The organism is Vibrio sp. R15-SG3-ISO1A (genome assembly GCF_059833955.1).
In genome coordinates, this window is the sequence record NZ_JCBDGH010000090.1 from 59,911 (window position 1) to 83,813 (window position 23,903).

21 protein-coding genes are annotated in these 23,903 nt (G+C 50.1%); 14 read left to right on the top strand and 7 right to left on the bottom strand.

Translation table 11 applies throughout. From position 1 onward, the window contains the following. Positions 1–4: 4 nt before the first annotated feature. From AC6R0L_RS16440 to AC6R0L_RS16460, 5 genes are read right to left on the bottom strand one after another with little or no spacing between them, the layout of a single operon-like run. Positions 5–1,813: a bifunctional molybdopterin-guanine dinucleotide biosynthesis adaptor protein MobB/molybdopterin molybdotransferase MoeA gene (locus AC6R0L_RS16440; RefSeq protein WP_500629811.1), complete on the bottom strand. Its 1,809-nt coding sequence runs from the start codon at positions 1,811–1,813 to the stop codon at positions 5–7. Then, a complete protein-coding gene (mobA, locus tag AC6R0L_RS16445; protein ID WP_500629812.1) occupies positions 1,810–2,409 on the bottom strand; it encodes a molybdenum cofactor guanylyltransferase MobA in 600 nt (199 codons plus the stop codon). Before mobA ends, AC6R0L_RS16440 begins: the two co-directional genes overlap by 4 nt. Then, a complete protein-coding gene (locus AC6R0L_RS16450; protein ID WP_500629813.1) occupies positions 2,387–3,103 on the bottom strand; it encodes an energy-coupling factor ABC transporter ATP-binding protein in 717 nt (238 codons plus the stop codon). Before AC6R0L_RS16450 ends, mobA begins: the two co-directional genes overlap by 23 nt. Before the next feature lie 9 nt (positions 3,104–3,112). Beyond that, positions 3,113–3,814, bottom strand: coding sequence for an ABC transporter permease (locus AC6R0L_RS16455; protein ID WP_487901941.1), 702 nt, complete (start codon positions 3,812–3,814; stop codon positions 3,113–3,115). Between the two features lie 6 nt (positions 3,815–3,820). Further along, a complete protein-coding gene (locus AC6R0L_RS16460) occupies positions 3,821–4,639 on the bottom strand; it encodes an ABC transporter substrate-binding protein (protein WP_500629814.1) in 819 nt (272 codons plus the stop codon). 235 nt (positions 4,640–4,874) lie between these two features. On the opposite strand from AC6R0L_RS16460, the gene AC6R0L_RS16465 reads away from it, so the two are divergent. From AC6R0L_RS16465 to AC6R0L_RS16475, 3 genes are all read left to right on the top strand, one after another. Beyond that, entirely contained in the window at positions 4,875–6,311 is a 1,437-nt protein-coding gene (locus AC6R0L_RS16465) for a sigma-54-dependent transcriptional regulator (protein WP_500629832.1), read from the top strand. After that, positions 6,304–8,337, top strand: a complete 2,034-nt coding sequence (locus AC6R0L_RS16470) for a sensor histidine kinase (RefSeq protein WP_500629815.1) — start codon at positions 6,304–6,306, stop codon at positions 8,335–8,337. The genes AC6R0L_RS16465 and AC6R0L_RS16470 overlap by 8 nt, the downstream gene beginning before the upstream one ends. 101 nt (positions 8,338–8,438) lie before the next feature. Then, on the top strand, positions 8,439–10,031 hold the full coding sequence (locus tag AC6R0L_RS16475) for an ABC-F family ATPase (RefSeq protein WP_500629816.1): 1,593 nt from the start codon (positions 8,439–8,441) through the stop codon (positions 10,029–10,031). A gap of 143 nt (positions 10,032–10,174) precedes the next feature. Here AC6R0L_RS16475 and fdhD read toward each other — a convergent pair whose 3' ends face one another. Next, the gene (fdhD, locus tag AC6R0L_RS16480) at positions 10,175–11,059 is read right to left on the bottom strand and encodes a formate dehydrogenase accessory sulfurtransferase FdhD (RefSeq protein ID WP_500629817.1); all 885 of its coding nucleotides are present in this window, start codon (positions 11,057–11,059) and stop codon (positions 10,175–10,177) included. A gap of 301 nt (positions 11,060–11,360) precedes the next feature. Here fdhD and AC6R0L_RS16485 point away from each other — a divergent pair, with 301 nt between their 5' ends. The 11 genes from AC6R0L_RS16485 (at position 11,361) to cobB (ending at position 22,567) form a co-directional block, all read left to right on the top strand. Then, a complete protein-coding gene (locus AC6R0L_RS16485; RefSeq protein WP_334555335.1) occupies positions 11,361–11,813 on the top strand; it encodes a DUF3305 domain-containing protein in 453 nt (150 codons plus the stop codon). Continuing rightward, on the top strand, positions 11,803–12,336 hold the full coding sequence (locus AC6R0L_RS16490) for a DUF3306 domain-containing protein (protein WP_500629818.1): 534 nt from the start codon (positions 11,803–11,805) through the stop codon (positions 12,334–12,336). Before AC6R0L_RS16485 ends, AC6R0L_RS16490 begins: the two co-directional genes overlap by 11 nt. A 197-nt stretch (positions 12,337–12,533) precedes the next feature. Continuing rightward, on the top strand, positions 12,534–14,267 hold the full coding sequence (locus AC6R0L_RS16495) for a 4Fe-4S binding protein (protein ID WP_500629819.1): 1,734 nt from the start codon (positions 12,534–12,536) through the stop codon (positions 14,265–14,267). 8 nt (positions 14,268–14,275) lie between these two features. Beyond that, positions 14,276–14,917 carry a TorD/DmsD family molecular chaperone gene (locus AC6R0L_RS16500; RefSeq protein WP_500629820.1) on the top strand — a complete coding sequence of 214 codons (642 nt, stop codon included), beginning with the start codon at positions 14,276–14,278 and terminating at the stop codon, positions 14,915–14,917. Positions 14,918–14,997: 80 nt separating this feature from the next. Next, a complete protein-coding gene (locus tag AC6R0L_RS16505; protein ID WP_334555339.1) occupies positions 14,998–15,195 on the top strand; it encodes a twin-arginine translocation signal domain-containing protein in 198 nt (65 codons plus the stop codon). A gap of 11 nt (positions 15,196–15,206) precedes the next feature. Continuing rightward, the gene (locus AC6R0L_RS16510) at positions 15,207–18,062 is read left to right on the top strand and encodes a formate dehydrogenase subunit alpha (protein ID WP_500629821.1); all 2,856 of its coding nucleotides are present in this window, start codon (positions 15,207–15,209) and stop codon (positions 18,060–18,062) included. Positions 18,063–18,073: 11 nt separating this feature from the next. Beyond that, on the top strand, positions 18,074–18,682 hold the full coding sequence (gene fdh3B, locus AC6R0L_RS16515; RefSeq protein ID WP_500629822.1) for a formate dehydrogenase FDH3 subunit beta: 609 nt from the start codon (positions 18,074–18,076) through the stop codon (positions 18,680–18,682). 14 nt (positions 18,683–18,696) lie between these two features. Continuing rightward, entirely contained in the window at positions 18,697–19,716 is a 1,020-nt protein-coding gene (locus tag AC6R0L_RS16520) for a formate dehydrogenase subunit gamma (RefSeq protein WP_500629823.1), read from the top strand. Further along, complete coding sequence (locus AC6R0L_RS16525) at positions 19,700–20,116, top strand: hypothetical protein (RefSeq protein WP_500629824.1); 417 nt, start codon at positions 19,700–19,702, stop codon at positions 20,114–20,116. Before AC6R0L_RS16520 ends, AC6R0L_RS16525 begins: the two co-directional genes overlap by 17 nt. 313 nt (positions 20,117–20,429) lie before the next feature. Next, positions 20,430–21,650 carry an ammonium transporter gene (locus AC6R0L_RS16530; RefSeq protein WP_500629825.1) on the top strand — a complete coding sequence of 407 codons (1,221 nt, stop codon included), beginning with the start codon at positions 20,430–20,432 and terminating at the stop codon, positions 21,648–21,650. 179 nt (positions 21,651–21,829) lie between these two features. After that, on the top strand, positions 21,830–22,567 hold the full coding sequence (gene cobB / locus AC6R0L_RS16535) for a Sir2 family NAD+-dependent deacetylase (RefSeq protein ID WP_334555345.1): 738 nt from the start codon (positions 21,830–21,832) through the stop codon (positions 22,565–22,567). 135 nt (positions 22,568–22,702) lie between these two features. On the opposite strand, the gene AC6R0L_RS16540 is transcribed toward cobB, so the two are convergent. Beyond that, positions 22,703–23,740, bottom strand: a complete 1,038-nt coding sequence (locus tag AC6R0L_RS16540) for an extracellular solute-binding protein (protein ID WP_487901955.1) — start codon at positions 23,738–23,740, stop codon at positions 22,703–22,705. Between the last annotated feature and the right edge of the window lie 163 nt (positions 23,741–23,903).

Genomic DNA, 23,903 nt, shown 5'->3' on the forward strand with positions numbered 1-23,903 from the left:
AGGGTTAGATTCTGCCTTGAAGTGGGAGGATTGTCACGCTTTCACCCACTTTAACCGTATCAACGCTGGGTGAAATCTCAATCAAACAGTTAGCTTCACTCATTGAGCGCAAAATGCCGGAACCCTGACTACCAGTGGTGGCGACGCACAACTGTCCGTTGGGATTGATGTGATAGATGCCGCGGCTAAACTCGGTGCGGCCAAGGCGAGAGCGTAAGTTCTCAGTGGCAATGGCGGGCACTTTGAGTGGCTTCCAGCCGGTTTCACCCTGCATTTTTCTCAGCGCAGGTTCAACAAAGTTAATGAACGACACCATCACGGCAACCGGGTTACCGGGCAAACCGAAAAATGGGATACCTTGCACTTGACCAAAGGCCAGAGGTCGCCCCGGGCGCATATTGATGCGCCAAAAATCGATGCTGCCTAATCGCTCAAGCGCCAGTTTGATAAAGTCGGCATCGCCGACGGACACGCCGCCGGAGGTAATAATCACATCGGCTTGGTTGGCCGCCTCAGCAATCACTTGTGTCATCGTCTGCTCATCATCCTCAATGATACCTAAATCGATGATGTCGCAGCCTAACTGGGTAAGTAAACCAAACAGTGTAAAGCGGTTCGAGTCGTAAATGGTGTTGGCTTGCGCCGCGCAGCCTGGGGCTTGCACTTCATCGCCAGTGGAGAATATCGCCACTTTAAGACGGCGGTAAACCTCGCATTCGGCAAAACCGAGTGACGCCATCATACCCATCTCCGGCGAGTTGAGGCGCTGACCTGCCTCAAACACCGCGCTGCCGATGTTTAGATCTTCCCCGGCCATACGCACGTTCTGGCTAGCTTTAATGTTCGCGCCTGCAAAGGTGACATTGTCACCGTATGTTTGCGCTTGTTCACGCATCACCACAGTGTCGGCGTTGATTGGCACCGGAGCGCCAGTCATGATTTTGACCGCTTGACCGGGTTCGAGTGGGCGATCGTAGCTCGAACCTGCCAAGACTTGCGCCACAACCTGATAGTGGCTGCGATTAAGATCGTCGCCGCGAATGGCAAACCCATCCATCGCTGAATTGGTATACGCCGGGACATCAATCGGTGAGGTGACCGGTTTAGCTAATACGCGTTGGTAACTGCTCTGGATGGAGGTGGTTTCACGCTCTTCAATCGGGTTTACCGCGGCAAGTATGTTGGCTCGTCCTTGCTCAACCGAGAGAAACGCTGGCGAAAGGGCGTCGCAACTGGCCGGTGTGGATGCGCTTTGTTGGATACTTTGTCGGACGTGTTGTTGCGAGCTCTGCACAATGTAGTCTTGAACAAACTGCGCAATACCATCGAGGTCATTGATATTGAGTGTGGGTAGCGAGGTGTCGAGTGAGTCGCTGTCCGAGGCTACGGCGATAATGTTGCTGTCCGTCGGGTATAGCCAAGGTTTTCCTACTGCTTCACGATGCAGTTCGATTTTGTCGAACGCTATGTTCTTACAGCCTTCCACCAAAATGACGTCGAGTGCGCTGCGATCGAATCGTTTAAGCAAATAGTCGAACTGCGCTTCTGCTTGCGGTGTTTCTGTCATCAAAGCGTAGCGATTACGTGAAGCGATCAGCATTTGGCTGGCGCCCGCTTTACGTAGTCGGTAGCTGTCTTTACCGGGTTTATCGACGTCAAAATTGTGGTGCGCATGTTTGAGCATGCCGACGCGCAACCCCGCCTGGGTTAGTTTGGGCAATAAGGCTTCAAGTAGGGTAGTTTTTCCTGTGCCTGAGTAGGCAGCAAAACCAAGCACTGGTACGCCAAGTTCGGCATAAAACGATCTATTCATGAGGTAAGGTGTCCAAAACGCTGCAAATCTTCAGGGGTGTTGAGATTGACAAAACAATCGGGTGAATCACTGAAATCGACCCATTTGGTCTGACACTCTTGGTAGAGGAGAATGATTTTGCGATCGCCTCGGCGTAAGAACGTCTCAAGCCTTGGCAGAACGCTGGTGTGAAACAAAGTAAAGACCGGTTGCAGATGATCGCCGTCATGGGCGACCAAGATTTCAACGCCATCGTCAATCGCCGCGCAAAAACGTTCCACGAGATCGAGATTGATCATTGGGCTGTCACACGGCACAAATCCGACCCAAGGGGATGAGGATTGCGCTAGTGCATAATGAAGACCGGCATGAATGCCGCCGAGTGGCCCGGGGAAGTCTTTGAATTGATCCTCAAAAACCGGCGCCATCTGCCCGTAACGCTCAAGGTTGCGGTTGGCATTGATGGCAATCTGGGAGGTTTGCGTTGCAAGACGTTGGTAGACATGTTCAATCAACGGTTTATCGCTGAGCGTAATCAGCCCCTTGTCTTGTCCACCCATTCGGGTTGCTTGCCCACCCGCTAAGATAACCCAACTAGTTTGCGTTGGATGAAGCATAGTTATTCTCTTTCGCTTGTTCTGAAATGACGTGCAGCAGCGGCGATTCGATTAGCGTCGTCTTTTTAATCCACCACTGCTTACGGCACAAATTGGTTAGGGCATTTTGCTGGTGGCTGGTGACGACGATACTCGAACCTCGATCTAATAAATCCTTCGCCATCAACACCAAACGCTCGATAGACGCGTGGTCGAGTGAGGCGCTCGGTTCATCCATTAACAGAATCGACGGTTTCAGAATCCACGCTCGAGCCATCGCCACTCGCTGCTTTTCACCACCTGAGAGCACCGAAATGTGCTCATCGGCCAAGGTTTCCAATCCTACCATGCGCAGCGCTTGAATAACTTGCGCTCGCTTATCTTTTGCCGTTGCTTGCTGAAACTTTATCCCATACACCACGTTTTGATAGACGCTACCATCAAACAGATAAGGAGACTGATGCAAATAGATAACGTCACTGCGGCCAAGCCTTGGGAAGAGGCGTTGTAGCCAGTGATCGTTTTGTGCCAATACTTGACCTGTAGTGGGCTTGATTAAGCCCGAGAGAATTTTAAGCAGTGTCGTCTTACCGACGCCGTTGGCCCCTTTAAGGTAGATGGCGTCATTTGGGCCAATCGTCAGACGAGGAATGTGAAACAGCACTCGGTCTTTAAAGCGCATCGACAATTGGGTTGCGTTAAGTTTGATGGTCATAGTCGAGCCTTATTGATTTCTGAGATGGCCTTTGCCACGCATCGAAGTGAGTACAAAATTTAACGCTAGCGCCAAAGTAAGCAACACAATCCCCAGAGCTACCCCTTGCGCGAATGCGCCTTTATGGCTCTCCATCGCAATAGCGGTTGGGATGTTTCGTGTGATCCCCATGATATTGCCGCCCACCATAGTAGAACAACCCACCTCAGTCACAATCCGTGAGAAGGCCGCAATCGCCGCCGCCAGCAGAGGAAAACGGGTTTCCCAAATCATGGTGGCGATGATACGCGGTATTGATGCGCCGAGGGTGACGGCGGTTTCTACTGCGCGGCGATCGCTCGATTGCAACGCACCATGCATCATAGACACCATTACAGGAAAGCCGATCAGCATTTGCCCAACCACCATCGCTTTTTGGGTAAACAGCATTTGCCAATCGCCAAGTGGCCCCGCGCGTGACAGCAGCATATAGAGAAGCAGACCGATGACCACCGTTGGGATAGCCTGTAGAGTATTGACGATCGCAAGCAGCAGCCATTTGCCCGTGAACTCAGTATAGGCAAGCAAAAATGACAGCAAAATCGCCGGTAACAATACAATCGAAATAGCGCTGAGAGAGACGGAAAAGGAGACCGCCACGATCTCCCACAGCTCTTGATCAAAGTGAATAAGTAACGCTAGCGCTTCTAGCGTCGTTTGCCAAACGGTCATCGACGATCAGTTCTTCTCTGCATTGGCAACAAACAGTTGCTGGTTGTTGAGTTTGAACTCATTGATCAACGTTTGCCCTTGAGGGTTAACCAACCAATCGCTGAACGCTTTTGCGCCTTGGTAATTAATACTCGGGTAGCGTTTGGGATTCACTAGAATTACCTGATAAGGGTTAAACAGTGCTTGGTCGCCTTGGTAAACAATGCTTAATTCAAGCTTGTTATTGTAAGCCAGCCAAGTGCCACGGTCAGTGAGAGTGTAACCTTGCATTTCATTGGCCATATTCAGTGTCGGGCCCATACCTTGGCCTACTGAGCGATAGCCACCAAAGTTAGGTTCCATCTCGGTTTGTTGCCAAATGCCAAGCTCTTTTTTGTGTGTGCCTGAGTCATCGCCTCGAGAGACAAAAGTCACGCCTGATGTTGCGATTGCTTTGAATGCATCCAGCACGCTCTCTTGCTCACTGACTTTGGCCGGATCGCTGTTTGGGCCCACCAAAACAAAATCGTTGTACATCAAAGCGCGAGGCAGCACGCCGTAGCCTTTGTTGACAAATGCTGCTTCGGCTTTGGGGGCGTGGGTCATCACCAAATCGACATCGCCGTTCTCGCCCATCTTCAGTGCTTTTCCAGTTCCTGCGGCAATCACGTCGACGCGATAGCCACTCTCTTGCTCAAACTTGGGCAAAAGGTAGTCGAGCAGTCCTGAGTGATAGGTGCTGGTCGTGGTGGCTAAGCGTACATGCGAAGGTGAGTCGCTTGATTGAGCGGAGTAACTGACGATGGCTAAAGACGCCGATAGGGCGACGAGTGAGGTTGATTTCATGCTAACTGTCCGTAATTGTTATTGTCTTTATCGTTGCTCTCAAAAAATGAGGCGTGATCACTAAAATAGAATACGCTTAGTATGCAATTCAAATGCCATTGAATCATCTTATATATTTCAATAATTTAGATTAGCGCAACGTGAGGTGGGACAAATTGTCGCACATAAAATAGGGTAAAAAGACCATTTGTTGATACACTCAAGCGCAATGATACCCAACACAGACACTGCGGTTATGCCAAGCTCGCTCGATATGCAAAAAACCAATCAATACCATGCCTTTTCGGTTCTTGTCGTTGACGATGAAGAGGGCATGCAGGCGATATTAAAAAAAGCCTTGAGTAAATGGTTCACTCGCGTCGACTGTGCCGGAAGCATTGAAGAGGCAGAGGGACTGCGCAGCCAACACCATTTTGATCTGATCATTCTCGACATCAATTTGCCGGGGAGATCCGGGATTGAGTGGGAAGAAGCATTTGATGACGACGATAAACGTGCCGACGTGATTTTTATGACTGGCTATGCGGATCTCGATACAGCAATCAGCGCGTTAAAACTCGGCGCGTCTGATTTTATTCTCAAACCGTTTAACTTAGAACAGATGCTCGCCGCGGTGCAGCGCTGTATGAATAAGCGTTTGGCAGAGCGTCATCAATACGCGCTGAAGCGCGATGTTGCACGGCACATAAAAACCGACATTGTCGGCGGCTCAGAAAAAACCAAGCAACTAAAACAATTGATCGCTCAGTTTGCGCCGTCTCGCGCTTCTGTACTTATTGAGGGTGAATCGGGTACGGGTAAGGAGTTAGTCGCAAGGGGGGTTCATGAAGCCAGTCAACGCAGTGGACCGTTTGTGCCGGTGAACTGCGGTGCGATTGCACCTGAGTTATTAGAGAGTGAATTGTTCGGCCATACCTCGGGGGCGTTTACCGGTGCAAAGAAGAACCGAGAAGGTCTGTTTCGCGTGGCCAATGGCGGCACACTGTTTTTAGATGAAATTGGTGAGATGCCGCTCTCGATGCAATCGGCGCTGCTGCGGGTACTCGAGCAACGAACCATACGTCCGGTCGGTAGCGAGCGAGAGATCACGGTGGATGTGCGCGTTGTCGCCGCCACCAACCGCAACTTGCAAGAGGAGGTCGAAAAAGGGCAATTTCGCGCGGACCTCTATTATCGCCTCAATGTACTGAAAATCGACGTCGCGCCACTTCGTCAGCGTAAGCTCGACCTGATTGAGTTGATCCCTTTCTTCACGCGCATGTTGGCCTCTGAGCTGGGTATGCCCGATCCTAAGTGGGCGCATGAAGACATCGTCGCACTGAATGATTACGATTGGCCCGGCAACATACGTGAGTTGAAAAACGTCATCGAGCGCTGCATTTTGCTCGGTAAGCCCCCAGCGCACTATTGGCGTGAGACCGACACTCTGCCTGTGCACAGCGCGATCAGTGTCAATGTGTCGACCGGCAGTGAACTGATTGACTTTGGTAGTGATAATCCGCCCACCGGTTACCCCAATAACTGGTCACTTAAAGAGGTAGAAAAGGCGCACATTTGCCAAGTGGTCGAGTTGCATGACGGCAATAAATCGGCAGCGGCGCGCGATCTGGGGGTGGCGAGAAAAACGCTTGAACGCAAGTTTAAAGAGTGGGAAGACTCCGACCATGTCTAATCGCCTCAGCTATAAGTGGCGACGCCGTTTTCAGAGTATGGTGCGCTATCGGTTGATGTTTTTGACCTCTGCGCCTATCGCTCTGACGTTAATTGCCTTGATTGGCATTACCATCTACTGGTCTATTCAATACACTTGGCAGAGCGCGTTGGTGGATGTCTCTGAGCGACTTGGCGTGGCCAACAACAGCATCGAACTGATTCAAGAGAAGCAAGCCAATCACGTTAAAGCCTTTGCTGATTCTTACCAATTTCGTGTGCGTTTATCCAAGCGTCTCTCTCTGCATCAAAACAACGCCGATTTTATTTCATGGGTGGCGAGCAAAAAGCGCGATTACCAACTCGATTTTTTGCGATTTCACAGTGTCGATACGATTGAAGATAAGTTCCGTTTTCTCGATCTCACGCGGCGCGAATCCTTTTTTGACCTGTTGTCAAAGCAAGAGCTAGCGATGCTCGGCGGCGATCTGAAAAATCGCGCTCAAGTGCCTATTCTTGGCAGTGACGATATTGTGAGAGAGGGGCTGGTCAGTCGTACTGTGGTGCCGATTCATGATGATCAGGGCGATCTGATGGGATTTCTAGACGGCGGGTTACTGCTTAATAACAGTACTGTTCTGGTTGATCAAATTCGCGATCTCATTTATCCAACCAAACAAGATGCCTTAAGGCCGGTTGGCACCTTGACCCTGTTTCTTGATGATATCCGCGTCAGCACCAATGTACCGCTCGATAGTGAAGACCGCCTCGGCCGCGCCATCGGCACACGTGTGTCTAATGAGGTGCGCCAAAGCGTGCTTGAGGACGGACAGGAGTGGGTCAATTTGGCCTTTGTGTATGACGCTTGGTACATCACTGCCTATCAGCCACTGCGCGATCAATACGATAACGTGATTGGCATGCTGTATACCGGTTACTTGCTGTGGCCATTTGTCATGACCTACATGACCAACATTGCTGAGGTATCGATCATTACCGTGCTGCTGTTGATCGGGTCTGGGGTGATGGTCTATCGCGGTTCGCGCGATTTGTTCAAACCTATCGAGCACATTCACCGTGTCGTCAAATGGATTCAACTGGGTAAGGAGACCCGCATTGGCGATTTAGGGCTTGACGAAAACCACGAGCTGGCGCAACTGGCCAAGCAATTTGACAATATGTTGGACTTGCTTGAGAAACAAAAACGCCAGCTCGAGGTGGCGGCGAGCGAGTTAGAAGGTCAGGTGCGTCAACGCACGGCCAGTTTAGAAGAGAAGACGCAACAACTTGAGCTGCATATCCAATTGCTCAACCAAACCCGCGATAAGCTGGTGGTCAGGGAGAAGCTGGCGGCGCTCGGGGAGTTAACCGCAGGCATCGCGCACGAGATCAACAACCCAACTGCGGTGATCCTTGGCAATATTGAGTTGATTCAATTTGAACTCGGTCAGGAAGCCCATCGAGTCAACGATGAAATAGTGGCGATTCACGGTCAAATTGATCGGATCCGAAATATTACTCGCAGTTTGTTGCAATACAGTCGCCAGGGCGGCGTGCAAGACGAAATCACCTGGCAGCATGTTAATCCCATCATTGAAGAGAGCATTACCCTAGTCAAGACAGGCAGTAAAAAGCGCCAAGTGACTTTTGAGACCGAGCTTTGTGCACACACGCCGGTTGAAGTGAATCGACATCATCTGCTGCAAATCTTGGTGAACCTACAGATGAACGGCATTCATGCGATGCAAGGGGAAGGGACGCTGATCATTCGCAGTCACGATTGGCAAGAAGAGGGGCAGATACTTGGCGTCGTGATTCAAGTCGAGGATCACGGCTGCGGCATCAAGCCAGAAAACCTAACGCGTATTTTCTCGCCTTTCTACACCACCAAACGCGAAGGCACTGGCCTTGGGCTGTCGGTCTCGCAAAGTTTACTTAGCCAAACGGGCGGCGAGATCTCAGTGGCATCAACACTAGGAAAAGGCAGCTGCTTTAGTCTTCAACTGCCATGCAAAGCAGATAACGGTATCAAGGTCGCCACCCTATAAAACATCACACGAAAGGAAAAGCGGTAAAAGGCTTGCAGTTGCCGCCTTGAGCAAGTAGTGTGGCGCCGTTTTTAACGGTTTCAAAAAATAAGGTAACGATTGTGATATCCACCAACAACATCACGCAGCAATTTGGTGCTAAGCCGCTGTTTGAAAATATCTCGGTAAAGTTTGGCGAAGGTAACCGCTATGGCTTGATTGGCGCGAATGGATGTGGCAAATCAACCTTTATGAAAATCCTCAGTGGTGAGCTAGAGCCAACCGGTGGTAACGTCAGCTACGACCCGAACGAGCGCGTTGCTAAACTGAACCAGGACCAGTTCGCCTACGAAGAGTTCACTGTGATTGATACCGTGATCATGGGTTACAAAGAGCTTTGGACGGTGAAAAAAGAGCGCGATCGTATCTACGCTTTGCCAGAAATGACCGAAGAAGAAGGCATGCTGGTGGCCGATCTGGAAGTTCAATTCGCTGAAATGGACGGTTACATGGCCGATGCCAAAGCGGGTGAATTGCTACTCGCAGTGGGCATTCCTGAAGAGCAACATTACGGTTTGATGAGCGAAATTGCCCCAGGCTGGAAACTGCGTGTGCTCTTGGCTCAGGTACTGTTTGCTGACCCGCACATCATGTTGCTTGACGAACCAACCAACAACTTGGACATCGACACCATTCGTTGGTTGGAAGAGACGCTAAACCAGCGTAACTGCACCATGATCATCATCTCGCACGACCGTCACTTCCTCAACTCTGTCTGTACGCACATGGCGGACCTCGATTACGGCGAACTGCGTGTCTACCCGGGCAACTACGATGAATACATGATGGCCGCTATGCAGGCGCGTGAACGTCTACTGGCCGACAACGCGAAGAAGAAAGCGCAAATTGCCGAGCTGCAAACCTTCGTCGCGCGCTTCTCTGCCAACGCTTCAAAAGCTAAGCAGGCCACGTCTCGCGCGAAGCAAATTGATAAGATTCAATTGCAAGAAGTCAAGGCATCAAGCCGTCAAAACCCGTTCATCCGTTTCGAGCAATCAAAAGAGCTGTTCCGAAATGCATTGGAAGTGGAAAACCTTAGTCAAGGTTTTGAATCCATGCTGTTTGAAAACTTCAATGCGATTTTTGAAGTGGGCGAACGCGTCGCGATTATCGGTGAAAACGGTGTGGGTAAAACCACTTTGCTCAACACGCTTGCTGGCGTCCTTGAGCCAAAATCGGGGACTTATAAGTGGTCTGAAAACTCAAACCTTGGTTACTACGCCCAAGATCATGCGCATGACTTTGAAGAAGACATGAACTTGATGGAGTGGATGGGTCAATGGCGACAAGAGGGTGACGACGAGCAAGTGATTCGCAGCTTCTTAGGCCGTATGTTGTTTTCACAAGATGACATCAAAAAGTCCGTCAAAGTGCTTTCTGGTGGTGAACAAGGCCGCATGTTGTTGGGTAAATTGATGATGCACAAACCCAACATGTTGTTGATGGATGAGCCTACCAACCACATGGATATGGAATCGATCGAGTCACTCAACAATGCGCTAGAACAGTACAAGGGCACCTTGTTCTTCGTCTCGCACGACCGCGTCTTTGTTGACTCTTTGGCGACACGAATCATCGAACTCAAAGACGGTAAGATCACTGACTTCAAAGGCAGTTACGCTGAGTTCTTGAAAGCCAAAGGCATCGATGGCTAATGAACGATCCCTAGGATGAAATCATCAATGCCATCCTAGATGAATGATAACGGCCGCTTCAGGTACTCTTTCGATAGAAAGCATCCTGAGGCGGCCGTTTTTGTGGGTCGCGTTGATTGATGTTGCTTAGAAGATTTAGAGTCTTAACGCGTCCCGCTGCTCGTTTCCCCTTTGACATCAAACACCATTTTTTGCGCGCCGGTAAAGACCTGAAAACGCAGCCCTTTGGCGCGCGCAATGGTAGTAATGCCAAACTGCTCAGCAAGCTCTAACCCCATTTGTGTGACGCCAGAGCGCGAGAGCAGCACAGGAATGCCCATTTGAGCGACTTTAATCACCATCTCAGACGTCAAGCGACCCGTGGTATAGAAGATTTTATCCTCGCCGGACTCTTGATTGATCCACATCTCTCCCGCCAATGTGTCTACCGCATTGTGCCTGCCTACATCTTCGACAAAAGAGAGCACCTGATCGCCCTGACAAACCGCGCAACCATGCACCGCGCCGGCTTTTTTGTAGGTATCATTGAAATGGGTGAGCGCTTCTAGGGCTTGGTAGATAGCGCTTTGCTTGATCGAGATTTGCGGGACTTGATACCCCTCCAGTTGCTTCATGACATTGCCATACATGGTGCCTTGACCGCAGCCCGACGTGACCGTCTTTTTCTTTAGCGCACCTTCAACGTGTTCAATATCCTCTTTGGTTACCACCGCGGCGGTGTGCGTTTCCCAATCGATGATGACTGACTCAATCGCGTCCGGGTCAGTGAGGAAACTCTGGTTTTTCAGATAGCCCAATACTAACGATTCAGGTCTTGAACCGAGTGTCATCAGAGTGACCACTTCTTTCCAATTGAGCATCACAGTCAACGGACGCTCACAGGCGATCTGCTTAACGAGTTTCTCTCCATACTCGTCATAGACGTCGACTTCAATCGTTTGCTGAGGGTTGGGTTGGGTTTTAATGATGTTGGGTTTCACGTCGACACTGCCTTTCGCATGGGTTTGTATTGTTGTTGAGACAAACATATAGCAATTTGCGTTCCCAAACTCTAGTGAGATCAATATTTTGAATACTCAGCCTCATTAAGTACGATTAATGTGCACTCTGTTGTCTATGTTATTAGAGCGACTGAGGCATCGTGTCTCTTGGCGCACACATCAACGCTAGGTACGATATTTGCAACGCGTTATTTTACTGTTCGTTCTTTAAGACGCGTCCTTTAAGGAATCAATAGTGGCTAGGAAACACGTCTTGTCAGGCGAATAGATAATACGAGCGCCATTCGTTTTCTCGAATGGGCTGATAACAATGATACGCTGGTGAACCATGTCAAACTCAATACATCGAATTAAAACCGAGGATAGCTGGCCCATCGCGAGCCGATTGGTGTCGCATGAAATTTCAACTGGGATTTGGTCAACCACTCAATGGCAACTCAAGGAGTTTGAGCTCAGCCCCGCCTCCGGAGAGCCATTTGTTAGCACGTTGCGCTTATTTAAAGATGAGCGCACGGACTATCGATTTAACTTAAGCGCTCAGCAACCCAAGTTATTCTTAATATTGGATGTTATGGAAAGCGATGAAACGCCAAAAATTGTAATGATCACTGCTTCACAAAGTGTTGCGGGGCAATACATGGATGGCGATTACCTAGTGCTTTCCAACGCCATGCCACTGCCCGTCCAGGCGTGGATGGAAGCGTTTATCGGCCGACACGGCGAGCTACTCGAAGTGAGACGTAAGAAACGCAAAGGAGCAGGGCGCGCCAGTGGCAAGTAATTTTTTACAGCGTTGGTCCCAGCGCAAACTCGAGGACGTGAGAGAGGAGGCTCAACCTGTCTTACCGTCCGATTCAGAGGCGCAAGATTCGGACGATAGCGGAGCACAGCCGTCGACCAGTGGTGTTGAGGCGAAGCAAGATACGTCAGCGCCGGGTAGTTCGTCACATCATTCTCTCGATGAGTCCTCAGGCGACATCGCCGCACTATTGTCATCAGATGCAGAGCAGAGCATAAAAAAGCTCGCGCTAAGACAACTGTTTCAATCCGGCGCCTTTAGTGAAGTCGATAATCTCAATGATTACGATCATAACTTTAAGGCGGTCAAGAGCTTATCCAGCGATGTGGTGAGTCAATTGCGTGACTGGATGGGTGAACAAGATAAGGCATCCACCAGCGACCCGATAGAAGAACCGTCGCAAGCAGACACGTCATGCTCTGATCTTGACACGCATTCGGATGAAGAGCTCCCAGAGACCGCAGATCCCGTTAATGTGAGTGGGACAAAAGATCCCACATTGTAATAAGGGACATTTTGACCAAGAGATAAAGAAAAGGTGAGACAAATTGTCTCACCTTTTTATGGTCTTTAGCTAATCAGCACTACCCGTTTAAAAACTAGCGCTAATTTACTGATTAATTTGAAATTATTTTTTGGTATGGCATTTGCTTTGCTCTGTTCCATCAAAATAAAACGATAATAAAACACTGGAACGCAGCAATGCATGATCACACACACGTGAGCAGTCACCCGGCGCAAGGTGGGGGAGGTCAACACCTGCCTAGTGAACTTAGCTTACCGCAACTGCTCGAACAAAGTCAGTCAATCAATGGCCTAGCACGCGCCGCCGCCATTCAAAGCACGGTTGAGCTAGCCAATCTCATCCCACCCACCGTCAGTTACGAAAGCCAAGGCGATACGCTGATCATTGGCCCAACCGCCATTATAGAGAGCGCTGCCGAGCAGTTAACCATGATGGGCAGCGTCACTTTGCTCTCTACCGACGGAGAAGCGGGCACGCATCCATCCCTTTACTTTGCTCGCAGCGTGCGAGTGAGTGGGTTTCTCGGCGCATTTGAGGTGATGATCGAGAGTAAAGGCGGCGAAAGCAATCTCGCTGCTGCAACACTGGGCCGCAGTCAATTCGATATTGTGCTTGATCTTTGCTTAAGCAGTTGCATGAGCGAAGAAGTGCCAGTGCCGGGTTATTACCCTGTAGGCCGAGGTTACCCCAAACTGACTCAAGCGCTTGAAGAGATCCCGACCTTAAAAGGCACCTTTGATAAGCCTAAATATTTTCGTCTCGATACTGACTTGTGCGCGCACAGCTCACGAGGTGTCAAAGGGTGTGAGCGCTGTGTCGATGCCTGCCCTGCAGGCGCACTTTCCAGCCAAGGGAGTGAGAAGACAGGGCATAAGATAGAGATTAATCCGTTTCTCTGCCAAGGGGTTGGCACCTGTGCAACCAGCTGCCCGACGGAAGCCATTCATTACGCGCTACCTAACCCAACACAAACGCAGACGTTTGTTGAGCGTCTATTGGCCAACTACCGAAAGCACAACGGCCAAGCGCCCGTCCTTCTATTTTGCAGTGAACGCCATGAAAGTTACAACGTCATGGCGCTTAAGCAGCTACCCGACAATGTTATTCCCGTCGAGTTGGAAGAGATCGCCAGCGTCGGTATCGATACGTGGTTTGCGGCATTGAGCAACGGCGCTTGCCAAGTGTTGTTTGCCGTCAGTCAGTACATGCCGCAAACCATATTGCGCGTACTCAATAGCGAGATTGACACTGCGCAACGCTTTCTTGCGCAGCTAGGGATTGAGACCTCGCGTATCGAGCTGCTCTATATCGAGTCACTGCGCAGCACGACTCCAAGGTTGATCACCGAGCCGTTAAGCATCTCTCTGGGTGAGGTCAGCGGCAACAAACGTGAGCGTCTGTTTAGTTGTTTAGATGCCCTCGCGCAGCACTACCCACCAAGCCAGGTCATCGCTGATGTTCCTGCTCATGCGCCTTATGGTCAAGTGAAGTGTGACAGCACTAAGTGTACCTCTTGCATGAGCTGCGTGGCGGTGTGTCCGACGCGCGCCTTACATACCGACGGTCAATCACCCTCTTTGCAGTTTGTCGAGCAAGATTGTGTGCAGTGCGGCTTGTGTGAAAAAGCGTGTCCAGAGGGCGCGATTGAGTTAGAAGCGCGCATGAACTGGAATCAGCAAGAGAGAGAGAGCGCCAAAATCATTCACCAAGAACCGGCGGCCAAGTGTCTGCGCTGTGAAAAGCCGTTTGCTCCTCAATCTATGATAGACATGCTGCAATCAAAGTTACAGGGTCACTCGCATTTCACCGATCAAGCAGCAATCAATCGTATTGCCATGTGTGAAGATTGTCGTGTCGTCGATATGTTTGAGTCGATGGCGAACGATCCGATGCAACAGCTCAACTATTAGGATTTCAAATGGAGACGACAATGGACCCTCATCCATCCCCGCGCTCAGAAGTGTATCTATTGATTGCAACCTTGCTGCGCCAGTGCCCCAACGAGCCAATGTTGAACTTTTTGCGAGAGTTAGAGACCGAGCCTGCGAACAACGACATGGTTAAGGCGTGGCAATCACTCAACAGCGCAGCAAAGCACGTTGAGCCAAGCCAACTTGAAGATGAGTTCTTTGAGCTTTTTATCGGTATTGGCCGAGGCGAAGTGGTGCCGTTTGCCTCCTGGCACCTGACGGGCTCATTGATGGAGAAACCGTTGGCAGAGCTGCGTCAGACGCTAGCTAGACTCGGATTCGAACGCGACAGCCATGTTAAAGAGCCCGAGGACCACCTCGCAGCATTGTGTGAAGTCATGGCGATGCTGGTTCCGCATGACGAAGTGACGCAGCAAGAGTTTTTTAACGACCACATTGCGCCTTGGTTTCATCTGTTTACCGAGCAACTGAATGAAGCAAAGCACGCCCAGTTCTATCGAAGTGTTGCTCAATTGATAAGCGCTTTTCTCACTGTCGAGCAGGTGCGTTTTACGCGCTCGCCAGATCATCACACCAGTACACGAATTGAAGTTAAAGATGCCACCGAGTATGGACCGAGTTCTCTATAGAGATTTGGTCTGAACTCAGGAATAAGAGAGGGCACGACAACAGAGTGACTCTCTCAATACCAATAAGGTAAGGAAGCAAAATGAAAAACAAAAGTGAAGTGGATAATGGACGCCGCGACCTGCTCAAAGGCGTGGCCAGTGCCGCCGTTGTTGGTGCGGTTGTCGCCGGAACCAGTCAAGCCGTAGAAGCAAAAGAGAGCGGTGTTACAGCGAGCGAGCCAACCAAAGCTGGCTATCGTGAAACGCAGCACGTGCGCGATTACTACGACACGCTATAGGAGTGAAGACGATGAAACTAACCAAACGCTCCGATACGGTCAGCCAGCAAAATAATCCGCTGGGTATTTCTCGCCGCGCCTTTATGAAAAATAGCTCGCTCGCCGCAGGTGGTGCAGTGGCGGGCGCGTGTCTCTTCACCCCGGGAATGATGAAAAAAGCCGAAGCGAAAGCGGTTGATCCTGAGGCGAAAACTGAAGTAAAACGCACGATTTGTTCGCACTGCTCTGTGGGTTGCGGTATTTACGCCGAAGTGCAAAACGGCGTATGGACAGGGCAAGAGCCTGCGTTCGATCACCCGTTTAACGCCGGCGGTCACTGCGCAAAAGGGGCAGCGCTGCGAGAGCACGGTCATGGTGAGCGCCGATTAAAGTACCCAATGAAGCTTGAAAATGGCAAATGGAAGAAGTTGTCATGGGAGCAAGCGATCAACGAAATTGGTGATCAGTGCTTGTCTATTAGAGAGCAGTCGGGTCCAGATTCGGTCTATTTCCTTGGCAGTGCCAAGCACAATAACGAACAAGCCTATATGTTCCGTAAAATGGCGTCGTTGTGGGGAACCAACAACGTCGACCACCAAGCGCGTATTTGTCACTCAACGACAGTCGCCGGTGTAGCCAATACTTGGGGCTACGGCGCGATGACCAACTCGTTCAATGATATGCACAACTGTAAGTCGATGCTGTTTATCGGCTCTAACCCGGCGGAAGCGCATCCTGTGGCGATGCAGCATATCCTGATCGCTAAAGAGAAGAACAACTGTAAGATTGTTGTCGCGGATCCGCGTAGAACGCGCACTGCGGCGAAGTCGGATCACTACGTTTCTCTGCGACCGGGCTCGGACGTTGCTTTTATTTGGGGCATCTTATGGCACGTGTTCGCTAATCAGTGGGAAGATAAAGAGTTCATTCGTCAACGCGTGTTTGGTATGGACGAAATCCGTCAGGAAGTCGCCAAATGGACGCCAGCCGAAGTCGAACGTGTGACGGGAGTCAGTGAAGCGGATGTTTATCAGACGGCGAAACTGCTCTCTGAAAATCGACCTGGCTGCGTGGTTTGGTGTATGGGCGGAACTCAACACACCACAGGTAACAACAACACTCGTGCTTACTGTGTATTAGAGCTGGCACTGGGTAATATGGGTAAGTCGGGCGGCGGCGCTAACATTTTCCGCGGCCACGATAACGTGCAAGGTGCGACGGACCTTGGCGTGCTGTCGCACACTCTTCCCGGGTATTACGGTCTCGCTGATGGAGCATGGCAACATTGGGCGCGCGTATGGGATTTGGATTTTGACTGGGTGAAGAATCGCTTCGATCAAAACGAGTATCGCGGTCAGAAACCGATGAACAACATGGGTATCCCAGTATCACGCTGGATTGATGGTGTACTGGAAAACAAAGAGAACATCGAGCAAAACGACAACATCCGCGCCATGTTCTATTGGGGGCACGCGGTCAACTCGCAAACCCGTGGCGTTGAGATGCGTCAGGCGATGAAAAAGCTCGACATGATGGTGATTGTCGATCCATACCCAACCGTCGCAGCCGTGATGAACGATCGCACCGATGGCGTCTATCTGCTGCCTGCCACAACGCAATTTGAGACCTATGGCAGCGTTACTGCGTCAAACCGCTCGATTCAGTGGCGCGATAAAGTGGTTGAGCCCTTGTTTGAATCCAAACCGGATCATGAAATCATCTATTTATTGAGTCAGAAACTGGGTATTGCCGATCAACTGTTTAAACACATTCGGGTCGAAAACAATCAGCCTGTGATTGAAGACATCACGCGTGAATTCAACAAAGGGATGTGGACCATTGGATACACAGGACAAAGCCCTGAGCGATTGAAGGCGCACCAACAAAACTGGCACACCTTCCACAAAACCACATTGGAAGCAGAAGGCGGCCCGATCCACGGTGAAACCTATGGACTGCCTTGGCCATGTTGGGGAACGCCAGAGATGAAGCACCCAGGCACGCACATCCTATACGATACCTCCAAGCCAGTAGCACAAGGTGGCGGTAACTTCCGCGCCCGTTACGGGGTTGAATTTGAGGGCAAAAACCTATTGGCAGAAGACAGCTATTCGAAAGGTTCTGAGATCCAAGATGGTTACCCTGAGTTCAGTGACAAGTTGCTGAAATCGCTCGGTTGGTGGGACGATCTCACGGAAGCTGAGAAAGCTGCCGCAGAGGGCAAAAACTGGAAAACCGATCTCTCTGGCGGCATTCATCGTGTGGCCATCGCCCACGGCTGTATTCCATTTGGTAATGCGAAAGCACGAGCGATTGTCTGGACCTTCCCAGATCGCGTGCCGCTTCATCGTGAGCCACTTTATACACCTCGTCGTGATCTTGTTGCCGATTACCCAACTTGGGACGACAGTGAATCGATTTACCGATTACCGACGCTCTACAAATCCATTCAAGACCAAGATAAATCCAGTGAGTACCCGATTATTTTGACCTCCGGTCGCTTGGTCGAGTACGAAGGTGGCGGTGATGAAACGCGCTCAAACCCTTGGTTGGCAGAGCTGCAACAAGAGATGTTTGTTGAGGTGAACCCGAAAGATGCCAACGATCTCGGCTTTAAAGATGGGGATATGGTTTGGGTTGAAGGGGCTGAGAAAGGGCGAATCAATGTTAAAGCTATGGTAACGCGCCGAGTTCGCCCGGGTATGGCGTTCATTCCTTTCCACTTTGGCGGCAAATTCCAAGGCGAAGATCTGCGCAGTCGTTACCCTGAAGGCTCTGATCCTTATGTGATTGGTGAGTCTGCCAACATTGCCACGACCTACGGTTATGACCCTGTGACGCAGATGCAGGAAACCAAAGTCACCCTCTGTAACATTCGCAAAGCGTAAGGAGTTACCCCATGGCTAGAATGAAATTCCTATGTGACACCAAACGCTGCATCGAATGTAACGGCTGTGTCACGGCATGTAAAAACGAAAACGATGACGCATTAGAGTGGGGCATACAGCGCCGCCGCGTTGTGACCCTCAATGATGGTGAACCGGGTGAAAACTCGATTTCGGTGGCGTGCATGCACTGTACCGATGCACCATGTATGGCAGTGTGTCCCGCCGATTGTTTTGAACACACTGAAGATGGCATCGTGCTGCACAACAAAGATCTCTGCATTGGCTGCGGCTACTGTTTGTTTGCTTGCCCATTTGGTGCACCGCAGTTTCCAAAACAGGAAGCGTTTGGTGAACGTGGCAAAATGGACAAATGTACCTTCTGCGCAGGCGGACCGGAAACCGAGCCTGGCTCGCTAGAAGAGCGTCAAAAGTACGGGGCTAACCGCATTGCGGAAGGCAAGTTGCCGATGTGTGCGTCATTGTGTTCAACCAAAGCACTGCTGGCGGGCGATGCAGAGAAAGTATCTGACATTTTCCGCCAACGTGTGGTTGAACGGGGGGCAAAAGGGGCTGGTTGGACCGATGGTCATGATCTCGCCTTTGATGCCACTAAGAGCTGAGCACGGAGAGTAGAATGAGTTCTATTTTTAAACGTGTTTGGGTCACCATGCTGTCAGTAATGGCGGCGTGGTGGGCCGTATCTCTGCCCGTGCACGCGGAGCAAGAGCCAAACGTGGCACAAAGTGAGATGACCCAACTAGCCGGCGCCGATTATTGGCGCCAGGTGCGCGAAGGCGAGGCGGGGTATACAACCTCGCAGTTTCCTGAGCATGGCGTTCTGATCAGTGCCCCAGGGCAAACCTGGTACATCCTCAAAGAAAAGTGGATGTCGCCCGCAGGCGCAGTGGCGATATTTGGCAGTATTGCGATGGTGACCTTGGTCTACTTAGTGATGGGGCCAATTAAGTTGAGTGCGCCGCGTACAGGCAGAAAAGTCAAACGCTGGTCACGCCTAGACCGTGCACTGCACTGGAGTATGGCTTTTACCTTTTTGACATTGGCGTTTAGTGGCTTGATGTTGGTTTACGGCAAACACTTTCTTAAGCCGTATATTCCAAGTGAGCTATGGGGCTGGGTGATCATCACCGCCAAGCAGTATCACAACTACATTGGCCCTATTTTTTACCTCTTGCTGCTGTGCATCCTCGTTAAGTGGTGGCGAAAGTCGGTGTTTAAAAAGGTGGATCTGGTTTGGTTCTTCAAGCTGGGTGGCATGGTGGGCAAACACAAAGGTAGCCATCCGTCCGCAGAGTTTTCAAATGCGGGGGAGAAAGCGCTGTTTTGGCTCTTGATCGTGGTGGGCACCGTGGTTGCGTTTAGCGGGTTGGTGTTGGATTTTCCAATATTCGGTCAAACTCGCCGCGATATGGAGCTTTCTAATCTCGTGCACGGCTTAGCGGCGCTGATTTTGATTTGTGGTTTTGTCTTCCACATCTATATCGGTCTGTTTGGTATGGAGGGCGCACTAGAGGGCATGGTCACGGGTGAAGTCGACGAAACTTGGGCGAAAGAGCACCATGATTTGTGGTACGAGGAAGTCATGGAAAAAACGCCCGATGGTAACAAAGGAGATAAGCATGAACCAAACGCATAAAGGAATTTGGGTCGCCTATATCCTGAGTTGCTTCACTCCCTTTACCTGTTTGATTTCAGGGGTGATCGCCATCGTGTACGCGGGTTATCGACTCGATAAAGGTGAAGATGGACAGGTGGTGGATTCACACTACTATGGATTGATCAGAACGTTTTTCCTTAATTTGACCTATTTTGTGGTCTTGATCATCACCGTCGCGACATCCAATGGCTTGCTTAAAGGGGTGAACGACTACTGGTATAAAAGCCAGTGGATAGATTCGATGGCTCATGCGATTCCATACATCGGTTTTGCTTTGGGCTTAGTGGCCATTGCAGTCTGGTTTGTGCGTATGGCACAGGGCATGCGATTGCTTCGCCAGAATCAACCGTTTCACTTCTCCAAAGGGCCCAACCTCTAACGGTAACGTGGCATTCACATATATTGATAGCGCTCCAATATGGGGCGCTTTATTGATTTGGTGGATGCATTAAATTGGTGCGTTATCACCAAGTTGGTGCCATTGGTTTAAATCTCTCTCACTTTTAGTCGCTCTCCCTTCAAGCTTTAGAATTATTATCCACATAAAATCAATGCCTTATTTTTACTCTGACATATTGCTCAATACTGGCACAGATATTGTTTACTGGCTTTCCTGACTCATTTTTCACTAATTTGGTGAATAGAAAACAACCGACGCACATAAAAAGTGCGCTACATGGAGACAGACAATAATGAGCCTAGATGTAAGTCAGGTACACGGAGCCGTTCAAACCCTGACACAGAGTTCAGATACCCTTTTTTTGCTGCTTGGTGCAATCATGGTGTTTTTAATGCACGCGGGCTTTGCTTTTCTCGAAGTCGGGACGGTGCGCCACAAAAACCAAGTCAATGCACTGGTCAAGATCCTCGCTGATTTCGGTATTTCAGCCCTCGCTTACTTTTTCTTTGGTTACTGGCTTGCCTATGGCGCGAACTTCTTTGCCGATGCGCAAACCCTATCGCAAGGCAATGGCTATGAACTGGTGAAGTTCTTCTTCCTTCTCACCTTTGCGGCGGCGATACCAGCGATTGTCTCAGGCGGTATTGCTGAGCGTGCACGATTCTATCCGGTACTGATTGCGACGTTTTTTACCGTCGGTCTGGTCTACCCAATCTTTGAAGGTATGGTTTGGAACGGCAACTACGGCGTCCAAGCTTGGTTTGAAAATCAATTTGGTTATGGCTTCCATGACTTTGCAGGCTCTGTCGTTGTTCATGGCGTGGGCGGTTGGATAGCCTTGGTTGCCGTGCTGTTTCTAGGTATGCGTAATGGCCGTATTCGCGCAGGTAAGCACACCAACTTCGCGCCTTCAAATATCCCATTTTTGGCACTCGGTGCATGGATTCTATGTGTCGGCTGGTTTGGTTTTAACGTGATGTCTGCGCAAACGCTGGAAGGCATCAGCGGCCTAGTGGCGATGAACTCACTGATGGCCATGGTCGGGGGGATTGTGGCGGCCTTAATTGCGGGTAAAAATGACCCTGGTTTTATCCACAATGGACCGCTTGCCGGTTTGGTTGCGGTGTGTGCCGGTTCCGATCTGATGCATCCGATTGGCGCGCTTGTCACTGGTGCGGTGGCTGGCGCGTTGTTCGTTTACCTCTTTACCTATCTACAAAACAAAACCAAGATAGATGATGTACTCGGCGTGTGGCCTCTGCACGGCGTTTGTGGCGCGTGGGGTGGTATTGCGGCTGGAATCTTTGGCCAAAGCGCACTCGGTGGTTTAGGCGGCGTGAGCTTGACGGTTCAAGTGCTTGGCACCATTGCTGGTATCGTGATTGCGGTCGTAGGCGCCATGCTTGTCTACGGCATCATCAATAGTGTGACCGGATTACGCTTGTCCGAGGAAGATGAGTTCAATGGCGCCGATTTGGCGATTCACAAGATCTCTTCGACCAACGAAGACTGATCAAAGCGCAGTATCCAACGAACTCGGGGCGCGATTAGGCGCCCCGTTTTTGATCATCCATCACAGAAACCACACCTCGTTTAAAACGCTTCGACTATGGTCTAATCCTTATTCCTATTGTTGTTATTGATGAAGTGCTAAGCTAACAGCAAAGGAAGAAAACCAATAAAGGAAGACCTATGAAGTTTCCGTACCGCAACGTCGTTGTATTGACTGGCGCAGGTATCTCCGCTGAATCTGGTATTAAGACCTTTCGCGCTCAAGATGGCCTTTGGGAAAACCACCGTATTGAAGATGTCGCAACACCAGAAGGATTCGCGCGCAACCCAGACTTAGTGCAAGAGTTTTACAATCAGCGCCGTCTCAAACTCCAAGATGACTCGATTAAACCTAACGCCGCCCATCTCGCACTAGGTAGGCTAGAGCAGGAGTTGGAAGGCAGTGTCACCATCATCACGCAAAATATCGATAACTTACATGAGCGCGGTGGCAGTACCAATGTCATTCATATGCATGGCGAGCTACTGAAAGCGCGTTGCAGCGTCTCCAATCAAGTAGTCGATGAACAGGGGCCGATTCACACCGGTGATTTATGTCATTGCTGTCAAATCCCGTCACAGATGCGCCCCCACGTTGTGTGGTTTGGCGAAATGCCGCTGCGCATGGGTGACATCTATGAAGCGTTGGAAAAGTCGGATCTATTTATATCCATTGGCACTTCCGGTGTGGTGTATCCCGCCGCAGGATTTGTTCATGATGCAAGAATGCACGGTGCCCATTCGATTGAAATCAATCTTGAGCCAAGCGCTATCGAGAGTGAGTTTGAAGAAAAACGCTACGGTAAAGCAAGTATTGAGGTGCCGAAACTCGTGGATGAAATTTTGTCGCTACAGACACCATCACGCAAACATGCATAACTGGTGCGACATGAGCTGAAAGACTGTTAACGATTAAAGTGAGCAGTACATACAACAACGGCCACATTGCGTGGCCGTTTTACTTTGATACTCTTATCGATAATGGGTTATCGATACGAGTGAGTCATTCGTGGACTAGTTGTTCACTTTGAGTTTTTGGAAGTACTCATCGTAAAGCACGCTGGCTTCACCCACCTCATCTTGCCATGTGCCGCTTTCCATAACCTCTTGTGGTGGGAAGATGCTTGGATCGTTGGCAAAATCTTCGGGTAGCAAGTCGTGCGCGGTGGCAACGGGGGTCGGGTAGCCGATTTCAACGGCGATTTTCGCTGCGTTCTCAGGACGCAGTAGGAAATCGATCATCTTGTGCGCGGCTTCGATGTTTTTCGCTTCTGCTGGAATCGCTAAGCTGTCCATCCAAAAAATCGCGCCTTTCTCGGGCCAAATGATGTCGATGGATGCGCCTTCTTGACGAGCCATGTAGGCAGACCCATTCCAGAGCATACCCAGCGACACTTCACCGGCAAGGTAGGGGTTAGCAGGGAAGTCAGAGTTAAACACCAACACATTAGGCATCAGTTTCTTCAGCTCTTGATACGCCGCTTCAATTTCGTCAGGATTGGTGGTGTTGGGTGAGTAACCGAGTTTGGTTAAGGCGATGTGGAATACCTCACGCGAATCGTCCATCAGCATGAGTTGGCCTTCCCACTTGGTATCCCAAAAGTCGTCCCACTTGGTGACGGTTGAGCGGTCTAGCATATCAGAGTTGATGCCAATCCCCGTCGCGCCCCAAATGTAGGGAATCGAGTAATTGTTGCTTGGGTCAAAAGGTTTGTTCAAGAAATTACTGTCGAGATCGGAAAAGTGCGACAACTGTGTTTTATCGATTTGTTGAAGCATGCCTTCCTTACGCATCTTCGACACAAAATAGGTAGACGGTACTACCAGGTCATAACCTGAGCCTTGAGTCTTTAACTTGGCGTACATGCTTTCGTTAGACTCGTAGGTTGAGTAGATCACTTTGATCCCAGTTTCTTTTGTAAAGTCTTCAAGAACTTCAGACGGAATGTATTCCGACCAGTTGTAGAAATAGAGTTCTTGATCAGCAGCCATAGCAGGGGAAGCGATAAGTGTCGCTGCGCACAAGGCGCTTGCATAGAATTTACTTTTCATTGTATTTCCGTTTTTTGGTGCGCCATCAAGATCCATCGTTCCTGACGTATCTTATTGATAGTGCAGTGAGTAATAATATTTATCGACAAGATAAACCATACGCGAAAAGTATATCAGCCAAACAAAAAAATAGGCAGCATCCGCTACCTATTTTGTTCTTTTT

Coding starts and splice junctions, on each gene's coding strand:
- AC6R0L_RS16440 (WP_500629811.1), bottom strand. CDS start 1,813: ATGAATAGATCGTTTTATGCCGAACTTGGCGTACCAGTGCTTGGTTTT.
- AC6R0L_RS16505 (WP_334555339.1), top strand. CDS start 14,998: ATGAAAAACAAAAGTGAAGTGGATAATGGACGCCGCGACCTGCTCAAA.
- AC6R0L_RS16510 (WP_500629821.1), top strand. CDS start 15,207: ATGAAACTAACCAAACGCTCCGATACGGTCAGCCAGCAAAATAATCCG.
- AC6R0L_RS16485 (WP_334555335.1), top strand. CDS start 11,361: ATGTCAAACTCAATACATCGAATTAAAACCGAGGATAGCTGGCCCATC.
- AC6R0L_RS16450 (WP_500629813.1), bottom strand. CDS start 3,103: ATGACCATCAAACTTAACGCAACCCAATTGTCGATGCGCTTTAAAGAC.
- AC6R0L_RS16540 (WP_487901955.1), bottom strand. CDS start 23,740: ATGAAAAGTAAATTCTATGCAAGCGCCTTGTGCGCAGCGACACTTATC.
- mobA (WP_500629812.1), bottom strand. CDS start 2,409: ATGCTTCATCCAACGCAAACTAGTTGGGTTATCTTAGCGGGTGGGCAA.
- AC6R0L_RS16460 (WP_500629814.1), bottom strand. CDS start 4,639: ATGAAATCAACCTCACTCGTCGCCCTATCGGCGTCTTTAGCCATCGTC.
- fdh3B (WP_500629822.1), top strand. CDS start 18,074: ATGGCTAGAATGAAATTCCTATGTGACACCAAACGCTGCATCGAATGT.
- AC6R0L_RS16525 (WP_500629824.1), top strand. CDS start 19,700: ATGAACCAAACGCATAAAGGAATTTGGGTCGCCTATATCCTGAGTTGC.
- AC6R0L_RS16495 (WP_500629819.1), top strand. CDS start 12,534: ATGCATGATCACACACACGTGAGCAGTCACCCGGCGCAAGGTGGGGGA.
- AC6R0L_RS16530 (WP_500629825.1), top strand. CDS start 20,430: ATGAGCCTAGATGTAAGTCAGGTACACGGAGCCGTTCAAACCCTGACA.
- AC6R0L_RS16465 (WP_500629832.1), top strand. CDS start 4,875: ATGCCAAGCTCGCTCGATATGCAAAAAACCAATCAATACCATGCCTTT.
- fdhD (WP_500629817.1), bottom strand. CDS start 11,059: ATGTTTGTCTCAACAACAATACAAACCCATGCGAAAGGCAGTGTCGAC.
- cobB (WP_334555345.1), top strand. CDS start 21,830: ATGAAGTTTCCGTACCGCAACGTCGTTGTATTGACTGGCGCAGGTATC.
- AC6R0L_RS16500 (WP_500629820.1), top strand. CDS start 14,276: ATGGAGACGACAATGGACCCTCATCCATCCCCGCGCTCAGAAGTGTAT.
- AC6R0L_RS16520 (WP_500629823.1), top strand. CDS start 18,697: ATGAGTTCTATTTTTAAACGTGTTTGGGTCACCATGCTGTCAGTAATG.
- AC6R0L_RS16455 (WP_487901941.1), bottom strand. CDS start 3,814: ATGACCGTTTGGCAAACGACGCTAGAAGCGCTAGCGTTACTTATTCAC.
- AC6R0L_RS16470 (WP_500629815.1), top strand. CDS start 6,304: ATGTCTAATCGCCTCAGCTATAAGTGGCGACGCCGTTTTCAGAGTATG.